This is a genomic window from Burkholderia sp. D-99 (assembly GCF_011605345.1).
Taxonomy (GTDB): domain Bacteria; phylum Pseudomonadota; class Gammaproteobacteria; order Burkholderiales; family Burkholderiaceae; genus Burkholderia.
Genome location: NZ_JAAOXM010000001.1, coordinates 1,493,367 through 1,510,712, shown reverse-complemented (window position 1 = coordinate 1,510,712; position 17,346 = coordinate 1,493,367). Strand labels below are relative to the sequence as shown.

The 17,346-nt window shown below is 63.4% G+C and carries 13 protein-coding genes; 8 read left to right on the top strand and 5 right to left on the bottom strand.

The genetic code is table 11. The annotated features are described in order from the left end of the window. The first annotated feature begins 58 nt into the window (after positions 1 to 58). The 4 genes from HAV18_RS06570 (at position 59) to HAV18_RS06555 (ending at position 7,447) form a co-directional block, all read left to right on the top strand. Complete coding sequence (locus HAV18_RS06570) at positions 59 to 1,495, top strand: aldehyde dehydrogenase family protein (protein WP_166953909.1); 1,437 nt, start codon at positions 59 to 61, stop codon at positions 1,493 to 1,495. Positions 1,496 to 1,859: 364 nt separating this feature from the next. Beyond that, positions 1,860 to 2,063 (top strand): hypothetical protein, encoded by a 204-nt coding sequence (locus HAV18_RS06565; protein ID WP_166953907.1) that lies wholly within the window; start codon positions 1,860 to 1,862, stop codon positions 2,061 to 2,063. Between the two features lie 274 nt (positions 2,064 to 2,337). Next, positions 2,338 to 5,856: a pyruvate carboxylase gene (locus HAV18_RS06560; protein WP_166953905.1), complete on the top strand. Its 3,519-nt coding sequence runs from the start codon at positions 2,338 to 2,340 to the stop codon at positions 5,854 to 5,856. A 148-nt stretch (positions 5,857 to 6,004) separates the two neighbouring features. Beyond that, complete coding sequence (locus HAV18_RS06555; RefSeq protein ID WP_166953903.1) at positions 6,005 to 7,447, top strand: PLP-dependent aminotransferase family protein; 1,443 nt, start codon at positions 6,005 to 6,007, stop codon at positions 7,445 to 7,447. A gap of 172 nt (positions 7,448 to 7,619) precedes the next feature. Here HAV18_RS06555 and HAV18_RS06550 read toward each other — a convergent pair whose 3' ends face one another. The 5 genes from HAV18_RS06550 to HAV18_RS06530 all read right to left on the bottom strand — a co-directional run bounded on the left by HAV18_RS06550 (position 7,620) and on the right by HAV18_RS06530 (position 13,225). Further along, positions 7,620 to 9,059 (bottom strand): aldehyde dehydrogenase, encoded by a 1,440-nt coding sequence (locus tag HAV18_RS06550; RefSeq protein WP_166953901.1) that lies wholly within the window; start codon positions 9,057 to 9,059, stop codon positions 7,620 to 7,622. 114 nt (positions 9,060 to 9,173) lie between these two features. Next, on the bottom strand, positions 9,174 to 9,569 hold the full coding sequence (locus tag HAV18_RS06545) for a BON domain-containing protein (RefSeq protein ID WP_243771547.1): 396 nt from the start codon (positions 9,567 to 9,569) through the stop codon (positions 9,174 to 9,176). Between the two features lie 96 nt (positions 9,570 to 9,665). Beyond that, positions 9,666 to 11,459 (bottom strand): acyl-CoA dehydrogenase C-terminal domain-containing protein, encoded by a 1,794-nt coding sequence (locus HAV18_RS06540; RefSeq protein ID WP_166953899.1) that lies wholly within the window; start codon positions 11,457 to 11,459, stop codon positions 9,666 to 9,668. 13 nt (positions 11,460 to 11,472) lie between these two features. Then, positions 11,473 to 12,174 carry a glutathione S-transferase family protein gene (locus tag HAV18_RS06535; RefSeq protein ID WP_166953897.1) on the bottom strand — a complete coding sequence of 234 codons (702 nt, stop codon included), beginning with the start codon at positions 12,172 to 12,174 and terminating at the stop codon, positions 11,473 to 11,475. A 115-nt stretch (positions 12,175 to 12,289) separates the two neighbouring features. Further along, a complete protein-coding gene (locus HAV18_RS06530) occupies positions 12,290 to 13,225 on the bottom strand; it encodes a CoA ester lyase (RefSeq protein ID WP_166953895.1) in 936 nt (311 codons plus the stop codon). A gap of 313 nt (positions 13,226 to 13,538) precedes the next feature. On the opposite strand from HAV18_RS06530, the gene HAV18_RS06525 reads away from it, so the two are divergent. From HAV18_RS06525 to HAV18_RS06510, 4 genes are read left to right on the top strand one after another with little or no spacing between them, the layout of a single operon-like run. Next, positions 13,539 to 14,036 carry a MaoC family dehydratase gene (locus HAV18_RS06525; RefSeq protein ID WP_166953893.1) on the top strand — a complete coding sequence of 166 codons (498 nt, stop codon included), beginning with the start codon at positions 13,539 to 13,541 and terminating at the stop codon, positions 14,034 to 14,036. Beyond that, a complete protein-coding gene (locus HAV18_RS06520; RefSeq protein WP_166953891.1) occupies positions 14,033 to 15,184 on the top strand; it encodes an acyl-CoA dehydrogenase family protein in 1,152 nt (383 codons plus the stop codon). The genes HAV18_RS06525 and HAV18_RS06520 overlap by 4 nt, the downstream gene beginning before the upstream one ends. A 15-nt stretch (positions 15,185 to 15,199) precedes the next feature. After that, positions 15,200 to 15,688: a MaoC family dehydratase gene (locus HAV18_RS06515; RefSeq protein WP_166953889.1), complete on the top strand. Its 489-nt coding sequence runs from the start codon at positions 15,200 to 15,202 to the stop codon at positions 15,686 to 15,688. Positions 15,689 to 15,715: 27 nt separating this feature from the next. Continuing rightward, positions 15,716 to 17,332, top strand: coding sequence for a GMC family oxidoreductase (locus HAV18_RS06510; protein ID WP_166953887.1), 1,617 nt, complete (start codon positions 15,716 to 15,718; stop codon positions 17,330 to 17,332). The last annotated feature ends 14 nt before the right edge of the window (positions 17,333 to 17,346 follow it).

Sequence of the window (17,346 nt, the reverse complement as noted above, 5' to 3'; positions counted from 1 at the left end):
TGTTCGAGCCGCGCTATTTCGACGCTTCAAGAATTATCGGAATGATTGGAGAGAAGAGATGAAAAACAGCATCGACGAATCAGTTTCGGACTTCAAATTGTCGATCGCCGGAAAGGACCACGGCGGATCCCGCCAGGACGCAGTTTTCAATCCGGCTAATGGAAAGAAACTCGCGAATGTTCCGCTGGCATCGGTCGAGGATCTGAATGCTGCCGTCAAGGCAGCGCGCGACGCGCTGCCCGCATGGCGAAACACCTCGTACGCGGAGCGTCAGCGCATTGTTGCGGGCCTTGGCGAACTCGTCGCAGCGCATCGCGACGAACTCGTTTCGTGGCTCGTGGCGGAACAGGGGAAGCCCCGCGTTGCGGCGGAGTGGGAGATCGACGGTGCGGCGCACTGGTTCAACGGTATCGCGAAGCTCACGCTCCCGGACGAGGAGTTTGATATGGGGGGCGGCCAGACGGCGACCTTGCGTCATGTACCGATCGGTGTCGTCGGTGCCATTGTTCCGTGGAATTTTCCGATCCTGCTGGCAGTCTGGAAGATCGCCCCGGCATTGCTGGCGGGGAACACGATGGTTCTGAAGCCGTCTCCGCATACGCCGCTCACGACCCTCCTGCTGGGCAGGCTGGCACAACGGGTTCTGCCGCAGGGCGTGCTTAACGTCATTGCGACGTCGGACAGCGTCGCTCAAGCGATGAGCGAGCATCCGGATATCGGGATGATCGCGTTTACCGGCTCGACCGAGATGGGGAAGAAGGTGCTGCGCTCGGCTGCCGGAACCCTGAAGCGGACGGGGCTCGAACTCGGCGGCAACGACGCTGCGGTCGTTCTGCCGGATGTCGATATCGGGACGGCCGTGCCCGCGTTGTTCTGGGCGGCATTTCAGAACAGCGGGCAGTTCTGTGTGGCGACCAAGCGTCTCTACGTGCATGAGCAGATCTACGACGCGTTCCTCGAAGCATTCGTCGCGTATGCAAAGACGATCAAGGTGGGCGATGGCAGCGATCCGGCAACACACCTCGGTCCGCTTCAAAATGCGCTGCAGTATCGCAAGGTGCGTGACTTGATCGCGGACACTAAAGCGGCTGGCCATTGTTTCGCGCTGGGCGGCGAAGTTGACGACAGCGATGGCTTCTTTATCCCGGTGACGATTGTTGACAACCCGCCAGACGATTCGCGCTGCGTGCAGGAGGAGGCGTTCGGGCCTGTGCTGCCGCTGCTCAAGTACCGGGATGTCGACGAGGTCGTCGCGCGCGCCAACGCGACTCACTATGGGCTCGGGGCGTCCGTGTGGGGTACCGACATCGAGCAAGTGCAGGAAATCGCGCGCCGGCTCGAGGCCGGCGTGGTGTGGATCAACCAGATCCACATCCTGGGGCCGCAAGTGCCGATGGGTGGGGTCAAGCAGTCGGGGCTCGGGGTGGAAAACGGTGTCGCCGGGCTGACGCACTACTGCAACACGCAAACGACGCTGCTTCGTCGACCGGGGTGACCTCGGGGAACGGCGCTCGCGTTAATGCGTTGAAGGTGATCGGGGCGGCGATCTCAGGCTCGCGAGAGACGGTCGACCAGACCGTGGCGCTCTGTCACTTGCATCGCAATCGGCGCCGCGACCCAAGGCGTTGTAATGGGGTTCTTTGCTTTCAGAATTGAAACCTCGATTTCATATCTGAGGCTATACGGGACCGGGTTTGAGACCCGGTCACCGCACACCAATGCTGTCCGTTCGATATTCAATGTGGCCTGCTTTTTGCATTAGTGGAACGACGTCTTTGACGTCCTCCCATCTGGCGAGCCTTTCCGGACGGACCAGATTGTTCGAGGAAAGACACGCTTCTTAGACGTAAGGTGATGCAATGACAGGCTACGGCAAGCGAAACACAGAACCACAGGACGAGGCGCATCGGGTTGCACAGGAACGGAGAGCCGATATCGGTCGACCGGCGATGAAGCCCGGCTCGACCGATAGCCGACGCGGCGATGCGAACTGGGCGTGGGCGAGATCCGGTGCGGGCTACGACTGGATGGATCACGCGCCGCTTTTCGAGCACCGCGACTGAAGTCGTGGCGGGCCGCGTCGTGGCGCGGGCCCGCCGTGTCCTGATCGACGACCGGCCGGCCGGTCGCCTGTTCGTCTGCCCGGTTGGTCGGCTGAATGCTGTTCGTCGTCGCGACGTCGATAGCGGCTGTCGGGCGATATGACCAAGATGTTGACTGGCGAAAGCCGGGACGATGCAACCCCGCATGACCGACGCGACGATCCGTCCGCCGCCCAGTGAATCGGGCAGGTGGAGGATGGCGCGTCGGCGAACCTCATTCAACCATTCAAAATCCATGGCTGCCGTGACGCCTACCCCCATCCAGTCCATCCTGATCGCGAACCGTTCGGAAATCTCGATCCGCGTGATGCGTGCCGCCGCCGAGCTGAACATGCGTACGGTGGCGGTGTATTCGAAGGAAGACCGCCTCGCGCTGCATCGTTTCAAGGCGGACGAAAGCTACCTAATCGGCGAAGGCAAGAAGCCGCTCGCCGCGTATCTCGACATCGACGACATCCTGCGCGTCGCGCGGCTGGCGAAGGTCGACGCGATCCATCCCGGCTACGGCTTCCTGTCCGAGAACCCCGATTTCGCGCAGGCCGTGATCGATGCCGGCATTCGCTGGATCGGCCCGTCGCCTGACGTGATGCGCACGCTCGGCAACAAGGTGGCCGCGCGCAACGCGGCGATCGCGGCCGGCGTGCCGGTGATGCCGGCGACCTCGCCGCTGCCGGACGATCTCGACGCCTGCAAGGCGCTGGCCGCGGAAGTCGGCTATCCGCTGATGCTGAAGGCGAGCTGGGGCGGCGGCGGGCGCGGGATGCGCGTCCTGGAAAACGCTCAGGATCTCGAAACCCTGCTGCCGGTCGCGCGCCGCGAAGCGCTGGCCGCGTTCGGCAACGACGAGGTGTATGTCGAGAAGCTCGTGCGCAATGCGCGGCACGTCGAGGTGCAGGTGCTCGGGGATCTGCACGGTACGGTCGTGCACCTGTACGAGCGCGATTGCACGGTGCAGCGGCGCAACCAGAAGGTGGTCGAGCGCGCGCCGGCGCCGTATCTCGATCACGCGGGCCGGCAGGCGCTGTGCGAATCGGCGCTGCGGCTGATGCGCGCCGTCGGCTATACGCATGCAGGCACCGTCGAATTCCTGATGGATGCAGACAGCGGCCAGTTCTACTTCATCGAGGTGAACCCGCGCATCCAGGTCGAGCATACGGTGACTGAAATGATCACCGGGATCGACATCGTGAAGGCGCAGATCCGCATCACGGAAGGCGGCCGGATCGGGCTCGCCGACGATGCGACGGATGGCGACGGCACACTTGTCGCGCGCGCGGCCGGCGTGCCGGAACAGCACGCGATTCCGCTGAACGGCAACGCGCTGCAGTGCCGGGTCACGACCGAGGATCCGGAGAACGACTTCCTCCCCGACTACGGGCGGCTCACGGCATACCGCAGCGCAGCGGGCTTCGGCGTGCGCCTCGACGCGGGCACCGCGTATGGCGGCGCGGTGATCACGCCGTACTACGATTCGCTGCTGGTCAAGGTGACGACGTGGGCGCCGACGGCGGCCGAATCGATTCACCGGATGGATCGCGCGCTGCGCGAGTTCCGGATTCGCGGCGTCACGTCGAACCTGCAGTTCCTCGAAAACGTGATCAACCATCCGGCCTTCATCGCCGGCGACGTGACGACGCGCTTCATCGACAAGACCCCGGAGCTGCTCGAATTCGCGAAGCGCGGCGATCGCGCGACGAAGCTGCTGCGCTATCTCGGCGAGCTGAACGTGAACGGCAACGCTGAGATGAACGGTCGCACGCTGCCGGCGCTGCCGCTGTCGAGGCCGGTGCTGCCGAAGGTCGATACGACCGCGGCGATTCCGGCCGGCACGCGCGATCGACTGCGTGAACTCGGGCCGGAGAAATTCGCGCGCTGGATGCTCGACCAGAAACAGGTGCTGCTGACCGACACGACGATGCGCGACGCGCACCAGTCGCTCTTCGCGACGCGCATGCGTACCGCCGACATGCTGCCGATCGCGCCGTTCTACGCACGCGAGCTGTCGCAACTGTTCTCGCTCGAATGCTGGGGCGGCGCGACCTTCGACGTCGCGCTGCGCTTCCTGAAGGAAGACCCGTGGGAACGCCTTGCGCTGCTGCGCGAGCGCGTGCCGAACATCCTGTTCCAGATGCTGCTGCGCGGCTCGAACGCAGTCGGCTATACGAACTACGCGGACAACGTCGTGCGCTTCTTCGTGCAGCAGGCCGCGAGCGCGGGCGTCGACGTGTTCCGCGTATTCGATTCGCTGAACTGGGTGCGCAACATGCGCGTCGCGATCGATGCCGTGGGCGAAAGCGGGATGCTGTGCGAAGGCGCGATCTGCTACACCGGCGACCTGTTCGACACGTCGCGTTCGAAATACGACCTCAAGTATTACGTCGGCATCGCGCGCGAACTGCAGCAGGCCGGCGTGCACGTGCTCGGCATCAAGGACATGGCGGGCATCTGCCGCCCGCAGGCAGTCGCCACGCTCGTGAAGGCGCTCAAGGAGGAAACCGGGCTGCCCGTGCATTTCCACACGCACGACACGAGCGGCATCGCCGCGGCGTCGGTGCTCGCGGCGATCGAAGCGGGCTGCGACGCGGTGGACGGTGCGCTCGATGCGATGAGCGGGCTCACGTCGCAGCCGAACCTGTCGAGCATCGCGGCCGCTCTGGCCGGCGGCGAACGCGATCCGGGGCTGGATCAGAACCGCCTGCACGAAGCGTCGATGTACTGGGAAGGCGTGCGCCGCTATTACGCGCCGTTCGAATCGGAGATTCGTGCGGGCACGGCCGACGTGTACCGTCACGAGATGCCCGGCGGCCAGTACACGAACCTGCGCGAGCAGGCGCGCTCGCTCGGCATCGATCATCGCTGGACCGAGGTGTCGCGCGCGTATGCGGACGTGAACCGGCTGTTCGGCGACATCGTCAAGGTCACGCCGACGTCGAAGGTGGTCGGCGACATGGCGCTGATGATGGTCGCGAACGATCTGGCCGTGGACGACGTGCGCAACCCGGACAAGGACATCGCGTTCCCCGAATCGGTCGTGTCGCTGTTCAAGGGCGAGCTGGGGTTCCCGCCGGACGGTTTCCCGGCCGAGCTGTCGCGCAAGGTGCTGAAGAGCGAGCCGCCCGCGCCGTATCGCCCCGGCGACCAGATCCCGCCGGTCGACCTCGACGCGGTACGCACGCAGGCCGAGGCCGCCTGCGAGCAGCCGCTCGACGACCGGCAACTCGCGTCGTACCTGATGTATCCGAAGCAGACGATCGACTATTACGCGCACGTTCGCGCATACAGCGACACGTCGGTCGTGCCGACGCCGGCGTTCCTGTACGGGCTGCAGCCGCAGGAGGAAGTGGCGATCGACATCGAGCCGGGCAAGACGCTGCTGGTGTCGCTGCAAGGGCAGCACGCCGATGCGCAGGACGGCATCGTGAAGGTGCTGTTCGAGCTGAACGGCCAGTCGCGTTCCGCGCTGGTCGAGCAGAAGACGGTCGCGCAGGCGGGCAAGGAGCGTCATGGCCTGCAGCGCGCCGATCCGGCGAATCCGCTGCACGTCGCCGCGCCGATGCCGGGCTCGGTGGTCACGGTCGCGGTACAGCCGGGGCAGCGCGTGACGGCCGGCACGACGCTGATCGCGCTCGAGGCGATGAAGATGGAAACCCACATCGCAGCAGAGCGCGATTGCGAGATCGCGGCCGTGCACGTGGGGCCGGGCGATCGGGTCGCGGCGAAGGATCTGCTGATCGAGCTGAAGGGCGCGGCGTAACGCGCGCCGCGCCGTGATCAGCGTGAGGAAGTCCGGATGCAGTATTCTGGTTACCTACGAGGCTAGGTTAATCGTCGTGCGATGCTGTATGTTGGAACAATGTCAGGTCAGTCGGCGAGTACCTATCAAGGGTGGACGAGAATATCGTATGAAACGGTATGAGAAGCTGGCTGACGACATCGAGCGCTTGATCCGGCTTGGCGTGTACCGGCACGGCGACCGGATTCCGTCGGTGCGGCACGCGAGCCAGCAGCACCGGATCAGCATCACGACCGTGCTGCATGCCTATCTGCTGCTCGAAAGCCGCGGGCTGCTGGAAAGTCGGCCGCAGTCGGGTTATTTCGTAAACCTGCGGCGCGACGACAGCCACGCGCCGGTGCGCGAGCTGCGGCCGTCGAAGCCGATCGCGATTTCGTCGTCGGTGGACGTGAGCCGGCTCGTGCTGTCGACGCTGCGCTCGATCGGCACCGACGACGCGGTGCCGCTCGGCTCGCCGTATCCGGACCCGAGCCTATTCCCGTTCGAGAAGCTAAACCGGTACGCGTACGCGGCCGGGCGGGACAAGTCGCTGTGGGGGGTGACGGACGGGCTGCCGCCCGGCCATCCGCGGCTGATCCGGCAGATCGCGCGCCGCTACCTGGAAAACGGGATGTCGGTGGACCCGAACGAGATCATCGTGACGGTCGGCGCGACGGAGGCGATCAACCTGTGCTTGCAGGCGGTTGCGAAGCCGGGCGACACGATCGCGGTGGAATCGCCTACGTTCTACGCGATGCTGCATGCGATCGAGCGGATGGGGATGAAGGCGATTGAAGTTGCGACGCATCCGGAATACGGGATCGATATCGCGACGCTGGCGGCGATTGCGAAGTCGCAGCCGATCGCCGCATGCATGGTGATGCCGAATTTCCAGAACCCGCTCGGCTTCCAGATGCCCGACGAGCGCAAGCGCGAACTGGTTGACTTCGCAACGAAGGCCGACATGCCGATCATCGAGAACGGCGTGTACAACGAGCTGTATTTCGGCGATACACATCCGAGCTCGCTGAAGTCCTACGATCGCAGCGGAATCGTGCTGCATTGCTCGTCGTTCTCGAAGAGCCTGACGGCCGCGTACCGGATCGGCTGGGCGTTGCCGGGCCGCTATCGCGATCAGGTCGAGAAGCTGAAATTCCTGAACACGCTTGCGACGCCGTCGTTGCCGCAACTGGCGATCGCGGAGTTTCTCGAACGCGACGGCTACGAGCATCACCTGCGGCGCTTGCGCAAGGCGTATGCGCAGCAGGCGAACCTGATGCGTGCGATGGTGTCGCGGTTCTTTCCGGAGGGCACGCGCATTTCGAGCCCCGCCGGCGGCTACGTGCTGTGGGTCGAACTGCCCGCGCAGGTCGATGCGATGCGGCTGTATCAGCTTGCGCTGGAGCAGGGGATCACGATCGGTCCCGGTTATATGTTTTCGATTACAGACAGCTACCGGAACTTCATTCGGTTGAACTACAGCAGCCCGTGGTCATCCGCAATTGAGGCGGCCGTGATTGAGGTTGGCAAGCTCTCGGCGCTCAGGTCGACACCGCAGACTGCGCAGCTGTGAGCAGCGATACGCATGATCACTCGCCAACAGTTTCGGGGGCGTCAGTAGTGCCTCGGGCGTGCGCTGAGCCGCCTCCATACCACAACAGACTGCGAGTCTTCCGTCGTACAGCTCCGTCGTTGGGATTCAGCACCCACAACGACGGATTCATAGCAGCCCGGTCCGATTTTCGTCAGATGAGCTTCATCGTAACGTTCTTCAACTGCATGTAGTCGTGCAAAGCGGCCATGCCTTTCTCGCGCCCGATCCCGCTTTTCTTGTAGCCGCCCATAGGTGCCTCCACGGCGCGGTCGTGATAGGTATTGACGTACACGGTGCCCGCTTCGAGCTGCGCCGCGACACGATGGGCACGGCTAACATCCTGTGTCCAAATACCGGACGCAAGACCATATTCCGTATCATTCGCAATCCGGATCGCATCTTCCTCGGTATCAAACGGAATGAGCACGCCAACCGGCCCGAAAATCTCTTCCCGAACGATTCTCATGTCGGCTGTCACGGCAGTGAAGATCGTCGGCTTGATGTAGAGGCCATCGTCGAGCCCTGCGCCGGTCGCTCGCGTGCCGCCGGCAATGCAAACTGCGCCTTCCTGTTTCGCACTGGCGAAGAAATCGAGGATCTTGTCGAACTGCGCGTGATTGGCGATCGGCCCGAGCGTTGGGAAAGCGTTGTCGCGCCCGACGGGAAATGCTGACGCAGCCTCGGCGATCAGCGCGCTGAACTTGTCGACAATACTCCGCTGGACGAGCACACGCGTGCCCGACGTGCAGATTTGCCCGCTGTTAGCGATGAAACCGAACAGGGCCATCGGAACGGCAGCTTCGAGCTTTGCGTCCTCAAAGACGATGTTCGGCGACTTTCCGCCAAGTTCGAGCGTCAGCGGCATGATCTTTTCGGCAGCGATCGCCCCGATTCGTTGCCCGGTCGCGACCGAGCCGGTGAACGCGACCTTGCGAACCAGCGGATGGGTGACCAGTGGCGTGCCGACACTCGCGCCGTGCCCCGTTACGACGTTGTAGACCCCGGGCGGCACGCCGGCTTCAATGGCGAGCCTCGCCATTGCCAGCGCGGACAGAGAGGTGATTTCGCTTGGCTTATGAACAACTGTGTTTCCGGCAGCGAGGGCGGGCGCGATGCTGCGTGCTGCTTGGTTCAGCGGACCATTCCAGGGCGTGATGATTCCGACCACGCCGTATGGTTCGTACAAGTTGTACGAGAACGTCTGCGGATTGATCGGAATGGTATCGCCGTGAATCGACGCGGCGAGGCCGCCGTAGTATTCGAAGAATGCCGCGGACTCGGCCGCGATCGCTGGTGCAATTTGCGACGGCATCCCCATCTCGTCGGAATCGAGCTTGCCTAGATGCGCCGCGTTGATTTCGATCAGTTCGCCGAGTTTGCGCAGGATTTTTCCGCGCGCGAGTGGGTTGAGGGCAGACCATGCCTTTTGCGCACGAGCGGCGGCCGTGACCGCAGCATCGACGTCATCGGCCACGCCATCGGCCACGCGAGCGACCACGGTACCGTCATTCGGATTGATCGAATCGAAATACTTTTCCGAGACGGATGGCGTGTTCTTTCCGTCGATAAACATGTCGAATTTCTGGCTCATGAAGAAGATCCTCGGTGGGCGATGCCTTTGATGTCCTGACAGCGGTTCGCTGTACCGTTGGCGCCAACGGATGGCCGGCGAGCCGCACGAGGCCGAACGATTCTTCGGCGCGATTTATTGGAAGGGTTTTTCGGTCGTGAGTTTGCTGGTCACCGAAACCACGCCAGGCACGCCCTTCGCGAGTTCGACGACCCTATCGATCTGGGCGGCGTCCGGTACGGTGCCGGTCAGGGTGACGGCGCCATTTCTCGCCGTGACGCCGATGCTTCCGGCGCTGATGTCCTTTTTCTTCGAAATTGCGGCGTAGACCTGACGGCGCAGCGCACGGTCGGCCTTCTTGCCGGTGGGCGCCTGCGCGGAGCCGGACGCGCCCGCCGACGATGCAACCGACATGTTGCCGGATGCCGCGGAGGCTGCATCGCCCTGTGCCCACGCACCGATGGATAGCATCATGAGTGCACCAGCTGCCAAGCCGAATTTGGTCATGGTTTTTTTCGATTTCGATTGCATCGCTGTCTCCGTCGCGTAGTTGCCGGGTTGCCCCGACGGTATAAACCGGGCAGACCGATCCCAGGTCGAAAGTCCGCGGACCGGTGCTCTCGGACATCAAACGTGCGCCAGGAAGCCGTCTACATCCATGGACATCAGCACTTGCGCGTCCGCACGCATCGACAGGGCCAACGCCTCCGTGCGCGGCAGCAGCCGAGCGAAGTAGAATTCCGCGGTGTGGACCTTCGCGCGCAGGAACGCCGTGTCGCCCCGGCCTTCCGCGATCATTTCGTCCGCGCGAATGGCTGCGCGGGCCCACAGCCAGCTGAGCAGCACGTAGCCGGCATACATCAGGTAGTCTACGGACGCCGAGCCGAGCGCATCGGGGTTGGTTCGAACCACCGTGGCGATCTCTCCGGTCAATCGTTCGAGATCTGACAACTTGCGTTTCAGAACGTCGACCATCGGCCGGCCACGATGCTGCTGGCAGAAGGCGAGCATCTCTTCGACGATGGGCGCCATCAGCTTTCCCTGCGTCGCGAGAACCTTGCGGCCGAGCAAGTCGAGCGCCTGCACACCTGTCGTGCCTTCGTATAGCGTGGCGATCCGGCAGTCGCGCAGGTTCTGTTCGACACCCCACTCCTTGATGTAGCCGTGGCCGCCGAAGCACTGGATTGCCAGACTCGATGCTTCGAGCCCGTGCTCGGTGAGGAAGGCCTTGGCAATGGGCGTCAGGAACGAGAGCAGGTCTGTTGCGGATTGCGCCGCCGCAGCGTTGGATGCGTGTTCGACCTGATCAACCAGTCGACCGCAATAGGCGACGAGCATGCGCCCGCCCTCGGCGATCGCCTTTTGCGTTAACAGCATGCGACGCACGTCGGGGTGCACGATGATCGGATCGGCCGGACCGTCGGGATTTTGCGCGCCACCTGCAGCGCGCATTTGCAAGCGATCCATCGCGTAACCAGCGGATTTCTGCAACCCGAACTCCGCATGGGCGACACCTTGGATCGCCGTGCCCAGACGTGCGGTGTTCATGAAGACAAACATCGCATTCAAGCCCTTGTTCGGCTCGCCCAGCAGATAGCCGGTGGCACCGTCGAAGTTCATCACGCAGGTGGCCGAACCGCGAATGCCCATCTTGTGTTCGATCGATCCGCACTTGACCGCATTCGGCGTGGCGAGCTGGCCGGCATCGTCGACGTTGACCTTCGGCACGATGAACAACGAAATGCCCTTGGTCCCCGGCGGCGCATCGGGAAGCCGGGCGAGCACGATATGGATGATGTTCGGCGCCAGGTCATGCTCGCCGCCGGTAATGAAGATCTTGGTGCCGGTGATCGCGTAGCTACCGTCCGGCCGGGGTTCGGCGCGCGTGCGAAGCAGCCCGAGATCGGTGCCGCAATGCGTCTCGGTCAGGCACATCGTGGCGGTCCACTCTCCGGAGACGAGCTGTTTCAGAAAGGTGTCCTGTTGCCAGGGTGTGCCGTGCGCGAGCAGCGTATTCTTTGCGCCATGGGCCAGCCCCGGGTAGGTGTACCACGCCCAGTTGGCGGAGCCGGCGATTTCATTGAGCATGAACGTGACGGATTCCGGCAGACCCTGGCCTCCCACATGTTCCTCATAGGCCAGCCCCGGCCAGCCGCCCTTTACATATTGGTCGTAGGCCGCCTTGAAGCCGGAAGGGGTAGTAACGGTGCCATCGGTAAAGCGGCAGGCCTCGGCGTCTCCGCTCTGATTCAACGGTGCGATGACATTCTGGGCGAACCGGGAGAATTCCCGCGCCACGCTCATGACGACGTCGCGATCGAGACCGGAGAACATCGGGAATGTCTGGAGATGCCGTTCGTAGTCGAACAGATCGAAATAGGTAAACTCGAAGTCCTTCAACGGCGCCTTGTACTCGTACATCACAACTCCTTCATTAGACCGGGGCGGTGGCGCTGGCCAGCGTGTCCACGCGTGCGGCCCACGCCGCGATTTGGGGAAACGATTCGATTGCGTCGCGCACTTCCTGCGCGTACAGCAGACAGTTGAGCTGGGCTAGCACTGCGATGTCGGCGAGCGTCAGCGCGTTGCCGACGAGGAATTTGCCGTGATCGAGCAGGGCGGCGACAGCCTTGAGGTGCCGGCGGACATCCGCCACGATCTGCTCCGGCGTCTTGCGGCCGAGCCCTTGCGCGGCCACCAAGCGGCGCGCGCCGTCGAGCACCAGTTCGAGCGCTTGCTCCTGGGTCAGCGCGGCCGGCAGCGTCGCCATCAGCGACGGCACGGTACGACGAGCGTTGTGCTCCCACGCTAACCGCATCGTGATCTCGTAGAAGTACAGGCTCTCGTCGGCCCAGTCCTCGATGATGTGCACCGTTGCCGCCTGCACGGGATCGGCCGGAATCAACGGTCGCTCGGGGAAGCGTGCTTCCAGGTGATGGGCGATGTCCGTCGAGTCGCATACGGCGGTTCCGTGGTCATCCAGCGCTGGAAATTTGCCGAACGGGCTTACCTGTCTGAGTTCGTGGGTCTTCGTGCGGTCCACTTCGTGGATCCGGTAGTCCACGCGCTTGAACGCAAGGATGCGACGCACTTTTTCGCATAGCGGGGAGGACGCGAACTGATAGAGCGTGATCACGCGGATTCTCCTTCGGCCGTATATCGTTCGGGGCAGTTGTGGTGCGCTTCTGTCGCGCGTATGTCGGACGGCGGCGTTGTCATGCGCGTTTCGCAGGCGACGCCGCTCGTCGCGGTCAATTCGCGTCGGGAACCGGGATACCGAAGAAGTTCGCTTGATCGATGACCTGTTTCAGCAGAGGTACCGCCGCGACGTCGAGCAGGCCGCCTTCCGCGGTCTTAATCGCGCCGATGCCCTTGGCCTTCGCGGCTTCGAATTCGGCGAGGTACCTGACGGCGGTCGCGATCTCTTGTGTCGACGGCGAAAATTCTTCGGTCGCGATCTGGATCTGAGAGGGGTGAATTGCCCATTTCCCCACGCCGCCGAGCGTCTTGACCATGCGGCATTCGTGGCGATAACCGTCGACATCGGGGATCAGCGCCCACGGGCCGTCGACGTAGTCCGCACCTGCCATGCGGGCAGCCACGGCAATCGCGCTGCGCTGGTAGTGCCAGATATCGCCTGGGTAGTGGCGTGGCTTGCCGAACGCATCACGGAAATCGACACCTTGGGCGCGCGTGTAGTCGCCGATCCCGAACATCAGCGACTCCACGCGCGGGCTGGCCAGCGCCAGTTCCCGCGCGTTTCCTACGCCTTCGACCTCTTCAATCAACAACTCGAGCCCGATCTTGCGTTCGAGTCCGATCTTCTGTTCGATCTGTTCGAGCAGCGTTTCGACGAAGTGAATGTCGCGAACGAACTTGACCTTCGGGATGATCAGCGTGTCGATGTTGTGGCCGGCGGCCTCGACCACCGTGATCAGATCCTGATACGCCCACGCAGAATCCAGGCCGTTCATGCGGAAGCATCGGACGGTGCGTCCCCAGTCCATTTCGTTGAACGCGGCGATGACGTTGCGGCGCGCTTCATCCTTCATCGACGGTGCGACGGCGTCTTCGAGATCGAGGAAGACGTGGTCGACGTTCAGGCTGAGTGCCTTTTCAATCTTCGCGAGCGAGCTGCCCGGTACGGAGAGCTGGCAGCGGCGGCGGCGGCGGATACGTTCGGTCATGTTGTTGGGTCCGGTGAACTGTTGCCCGATTGTCGGAGATGACGGCCGCTGGTTACCCTCCCGATACGGGGGGCTACGCGATGGAGGGGCCGGCTGCATTGCCCTCGGTTCAGGCACCCATTTCCGGAGGGGGCGGCGCGGCCGGGGCGGCCCTCCCCTGTGGGGAGGGGTGCTCGCACCGGAGTTTCCTTAAGATTCGGCGGTGCGTTCCGCGAAACCGCGCGCAGCGGGCAGGTCATGCCGCTGGCCGGAGCGCCGCATCGCACGAGCAACGAACGGCTCGTGCGGAGTCCAACGAGGAGGCAAGACCCAAATGAACGAAGACGATCTCAAGCAAATGCTGGATGCGCCGGTACGGGAACGAGGGAGGCAGTTCGAAGACTTCGAGATCGGGCAGGAGATCGTGCATCACTGGGGTCGCACATTGACCGAGGCCGACAGCGTCCTGTTCTCCACGCTGACGCTGTTCTACACGCCGACCTACACGAACACCGACTATGCGAAGGCCCTCGGCTACGAGCGGGCGCCGATCAACCCGATGCTGGTGTTCAACACGATCGTCGGCCTGTCGGTCGAAGACCTCAGCGAAGCCGGCGGGCCGTTCCTCGGGATCGGTAAGCTCGCGTATGGCGTACCGGTTTATCCCGGCGACACGCTTTACGCGACCAGCACTGTGCTGTCGAAGCGCGTGGCAAGCAGCGGCAGCGCCGGCCCGGTCGGCTGGCGTACGGTCGGCACCAATCAACGCGGCGAAGTGGTGGTGTCATTTGAGCGCACCAATCTGATTCGAATGAGGAACAAGTCGGCATGAGCTACTTGACCGAAGAACGCCGGATGATCCGGGATACCGCCCGTCGATTTGCGATGGAAGTGGTGCTGCCGCTGGCCAACAAGCTGGACCCCGAAAAGGGCTCCATTCCGCGCGAAGTGATCGACCAGATGGCCGAGATGGGCTGGTTCGGACTGTTTCTGCCGGAGGAGTTCGGGGGCATGGGCCTCGGCGCGTTCGAGTACTGCCTGATTGCCGAGGAGCTGTCGCGCGCGTGGATGAGTGTCGGTAGCGTGCTGGCGCGCGGCAACGTGCTCAAGCCAGAAAACCTGACGGACGAACAAAGGAAGCGCTGGCTGCCGCGTATGGCCCGAGGCGAATTTCTGGGCGCCGTCGGATTGTCGGAGCCGGGTACCGGTTCGGACCTCGCCAATCTTTCGTGCCGTGCGCGGCGTGTGAGCGATGATGAATACGAAATCAGCGGCAGCAAGTACTGGGTGACGTTTGCCGACGGTGCTGATTTCATCATCGTTTTCGCGCGGACGTCGGACGCCGATCCGGCCGCGCGGCACAAAGGCATCAGTGCGTTCGTCGTCGAGAAGCCGCGCGGCGAGCTGCCCGAAGGTTGCCAAGGTTCGCCGATTCCGAAAATCGGCTATCACGGCTGGAAGACTTGGGAGATCGCGTTCGACGGCTGTCGGGTGCCGGCCGCCAACATGATCGGCGGCGAGGGCAAGGGCTTCTACATGGCCAGCCAGGGGCTCGAGGTGGCGCGGGCGCACACGGCGGCGCGCTCGATCGGGCTGGCGCGCGGCGCGCTGGAAGACGCGATCGCGTGGGCCAAGCAGCGGGTCCAGTTCGGGCAACCGATTTCGGAGTTTCAGTTCACGCGCTTTCGTGTCGCAGACATGGCGGCGAAGATCGAAGCGTGCCGGCAGCTCATGTATCACGTGTGCACGCTGATCGACAGCGGCAAGCGCTGCGACATGGAGGCGGGCATGGTCAAGTACCTGGCCGCGGAGATGTCAGAGCGGGTTACCAGCGACGCGTTGCAGATTCACGGCGGGGCGGGCTATACGACGCACTGCGCCGTCGAGCGCTACTGGCGCGACGCGCGGCTGACCAAGATCTTCGAGGGTACGTCGGAGATTCAGCTTCGCATCGTTTCCAACCATCTGTTCAAAGACTAACCCAGGAATCGTGCCATGCAGACTTCGACCCTGACCGACAGCCATTCCTACTTCGAGGACTTCGAAGCAGGCCAGATCATCCGGCACGCACGCGGCAAAACCGTGTCGGCGCTTGAAAACGTGCTTATCACCAACATGGTGATGAATACGGCGCAAGGCCACTTCAACGAGCACTTCATGAAAACCACGGGCCGCGGGTTCTTTCCGAACATCGTGAGCTACGGCGGCGTGAATTTGTCGATCGTTTTCGGCCTCGCGACACAGGACACCTGCGAGAACGCGATCGCCGAACTCGCGATGGACAACATCAAGTTCACGACGCCGGTCGGCCACGGCGACACGCTCTACGCGATCACGAAAGTCCTCGAGAAATCCGACGCATCGCGCGAGGACGCCGGCGTTGTCCGCTTCCTGCACATCGGCGTGAACGAACGCAACGAAGTCTGTGCGCAGGGTGAGCGCAGTGTACTGATCAAGCGGCGCAGCCACTGGGCTGGTCGTTGAGCGCGTGCTGTCCGATCGAGCGATGACATGAGCAAGTTCGAACCCGATTTCATCATTATCGGTGCCGGCTCGGCCGGGTGTGTGCTGGCGAATCGGCTGACTGCGTCAGGCCGGCATCGCGTGCTGCTGCTGGAAGCCGGCGGCACGGACAAGAGCTTCTGGATCAAGGTGCCGGCCGGCATAGGCTTCGTGTTGAAGAATCCCGCCTATGTCTGGCCGAATCCGACCGCACCGAGCGCGGCGTTTGCCAACCGTTCGATCGCGCTCCTGCAGGGGAAGACCCTGGGCGGCAGCAGCTCGGTCAACGGAATGATGTACGTGCGAGGGCAGAAAGAGGACTACGACGGGTGGGCCGCAATGGGTTGTCCGGGCTGGTCTTGGCAGGATGTGCTGCCTTATTTCAAGAAGTCGGAGCGGCTGGAGAGCGGCGGCAGCGACGACGTGCACGGTCGCGACGGCGAGCTGAGGCTCAGCTGGGTCAAGGACCTGCATCCCGTCTCGGAGGCGTTCATCGAGGCGGCGAAACAATCGGGCATGCCGTTCAACGAGGACGTCAATAGCGGCAACCAGGACGGCATCGGCTACCTGCTGGGGACGATTCACAACGGGCGCCGTCAGTCGGCCGCGCGTGCATTCCTGCATCCGGTGAGCGGGCGTGCGAACCTGAGGATCGTCGCCGGCGCGTTGGTCCGCCGCATCGTCGTGGAGCAGGGGAGAGCGGTCGCGGTCGAGTATGCCGATGCAACGGGGCAGACGCACATCGTTCGATGCCAACGTGAAGTCCTGCTCGCCGCGGGCGCCATCGGCAGCCCGCATATCCTTCAGCATTCCGGTATCGGCGATGCAGACCACCTGCGCGGGTTGGGTATTCGCAGCGTGGCTCACTTGCCGCAGGTAGGGCAGAACCTTCAGGACCACCTGTTTGGTCACCTGAAATTCGCGGTCAAGCATACCGCCGACAGCCGGAACGCGCTGCTGTCGAGCAAGAGCGGGATGCTGGTCGAGCTGTTCAAGTGGATGCTCACCGGTCGCGGTGCGATGAACACCACGACGTCGCAGATCGTGGGCTTCTTCAAGTCATCGCCCATGCTCGACCGATCGGACCTGCAGCTTGCAATGCGGCCGTTGTCTTTTCACGTCGAGCGCGGTGGCAAGGTCACGATCGACCGCTTCGCGGCGATCACTGCGTCCGCGATTCAGACCCGGCCGTTCAGCCGCGGCCGGATTCGTATTCAATCGCCGGATCCGGCGTCGCGTGCCGCCATCGATGTCCGCTACCTCGAAGACGAGCGGGATGTCGATGTCTTGCTGGCCGGCATGGCACGAATCCGCGAGATCATGCGCAATCCGTGCATTGCGTCGCGGGTCAAGTGCGAGATCGAGCCCGGTGCGGCGGTGCAGGGTCGGGAGCATCTCAAGCAGTATCTGCGCGAGACGGCCGGCACGGTCTACCACCCTGCGGGAACCTGCCGGATGGGTGCCGACGAGGCGGCGGTCGTCGATCCTCAGTTGCGGGTGCGGGGCATCGACGGCCTGCGTGTCGTGGATGCGTCGATCATGCCCGCCATCACGTCGGGCAATACCAATGCACCCACCATCATGATCGGGGAGAAAGGCGCGGATCTGGTGCTGGCCGATGCTTGACGCCTATCCTGGAG

Coding starts and splice junctions, on each gene's coding strand:
- HAV18_RS06555 (WP_166953903.1), top strand. CDS start 6,005: ATGAAACGGTATGAGAAGCTGGCTGACGACATCGAGCGCTTGATCCGG.
- HAV18_RS06565 (WP_166953907.1), top strand. CDS start 1,860: ATGACAGGCTACGGCAAGCGAAACACAGAACCACAGGACGAGGCGCAT.
- HAV18_RS06515 (WP_166953889.1), top strand. CDS start 15,200: ATGCAGACTTCGACCCTGACCGACAGCCATTCCTACTTCGAGGACTTC.
- HAV18_RS06550 (WP_166953901.1), bottom strand. CDS start 9,059: ATGAGCCAGAAATTCGACATGTTTATCGACGGAAAGAACACGCCATCC.
- HAV18_RS06520 (WP_166953891.1), top strand. CDS start 14,033: ATGAGCTACTTGACCGAAGAACGCCGGATGATCCGGGATACCGCCCGT.
- HAV18_RS06545 (WP_243771547.1), bottom strand. CDS start 9,569: ATGCAATCGAAATCGAAAAAAACCATGACCAAATTCGGCTTGGCAGCT.
- HAV18_RS06530 (WP_166953895.1), bottom strand. CDS start 13,225: ATGACCGAACGTATCCGCCGCCGCCGCCGCTGCCAGCTCTCCGTACCG.
- HAV18_RS06510 (WP_166953887.1), top strand. CDS start 15,716: ATGAGCAAGTTCGAACCCGATTTCATCATTATCGGTGCCGGCTCGGCC.
- HAV18_RS06570 (WP_166953909.1), top strand. CDS start 59: ATGAAAAACAGCATCGACGAATCAGTTTCGGACTTCAAATTGTCGATC.
- HAV18_RS06540 (WP_166953899.1), bottom strand. CDS start 11,459: ATGTACGAGTACAAGGCGCCGTTGAAGGACTTCGAGTTTACCTATTTC.
- HAV18_RS06560 (WP_166953905.1), top strand. CDS start 2,338: ATGGCTGCCGTGACGCCTACCCCCATCCAGTCCATCCTGATCGCGAAC.
- HAV18_RS06525 (WP_166953893.1), top strand. CDS start 13,539: ATGAACGAAGACGATCTCAAGCAAATGCTGGATGCGCCGGTACGGGAA.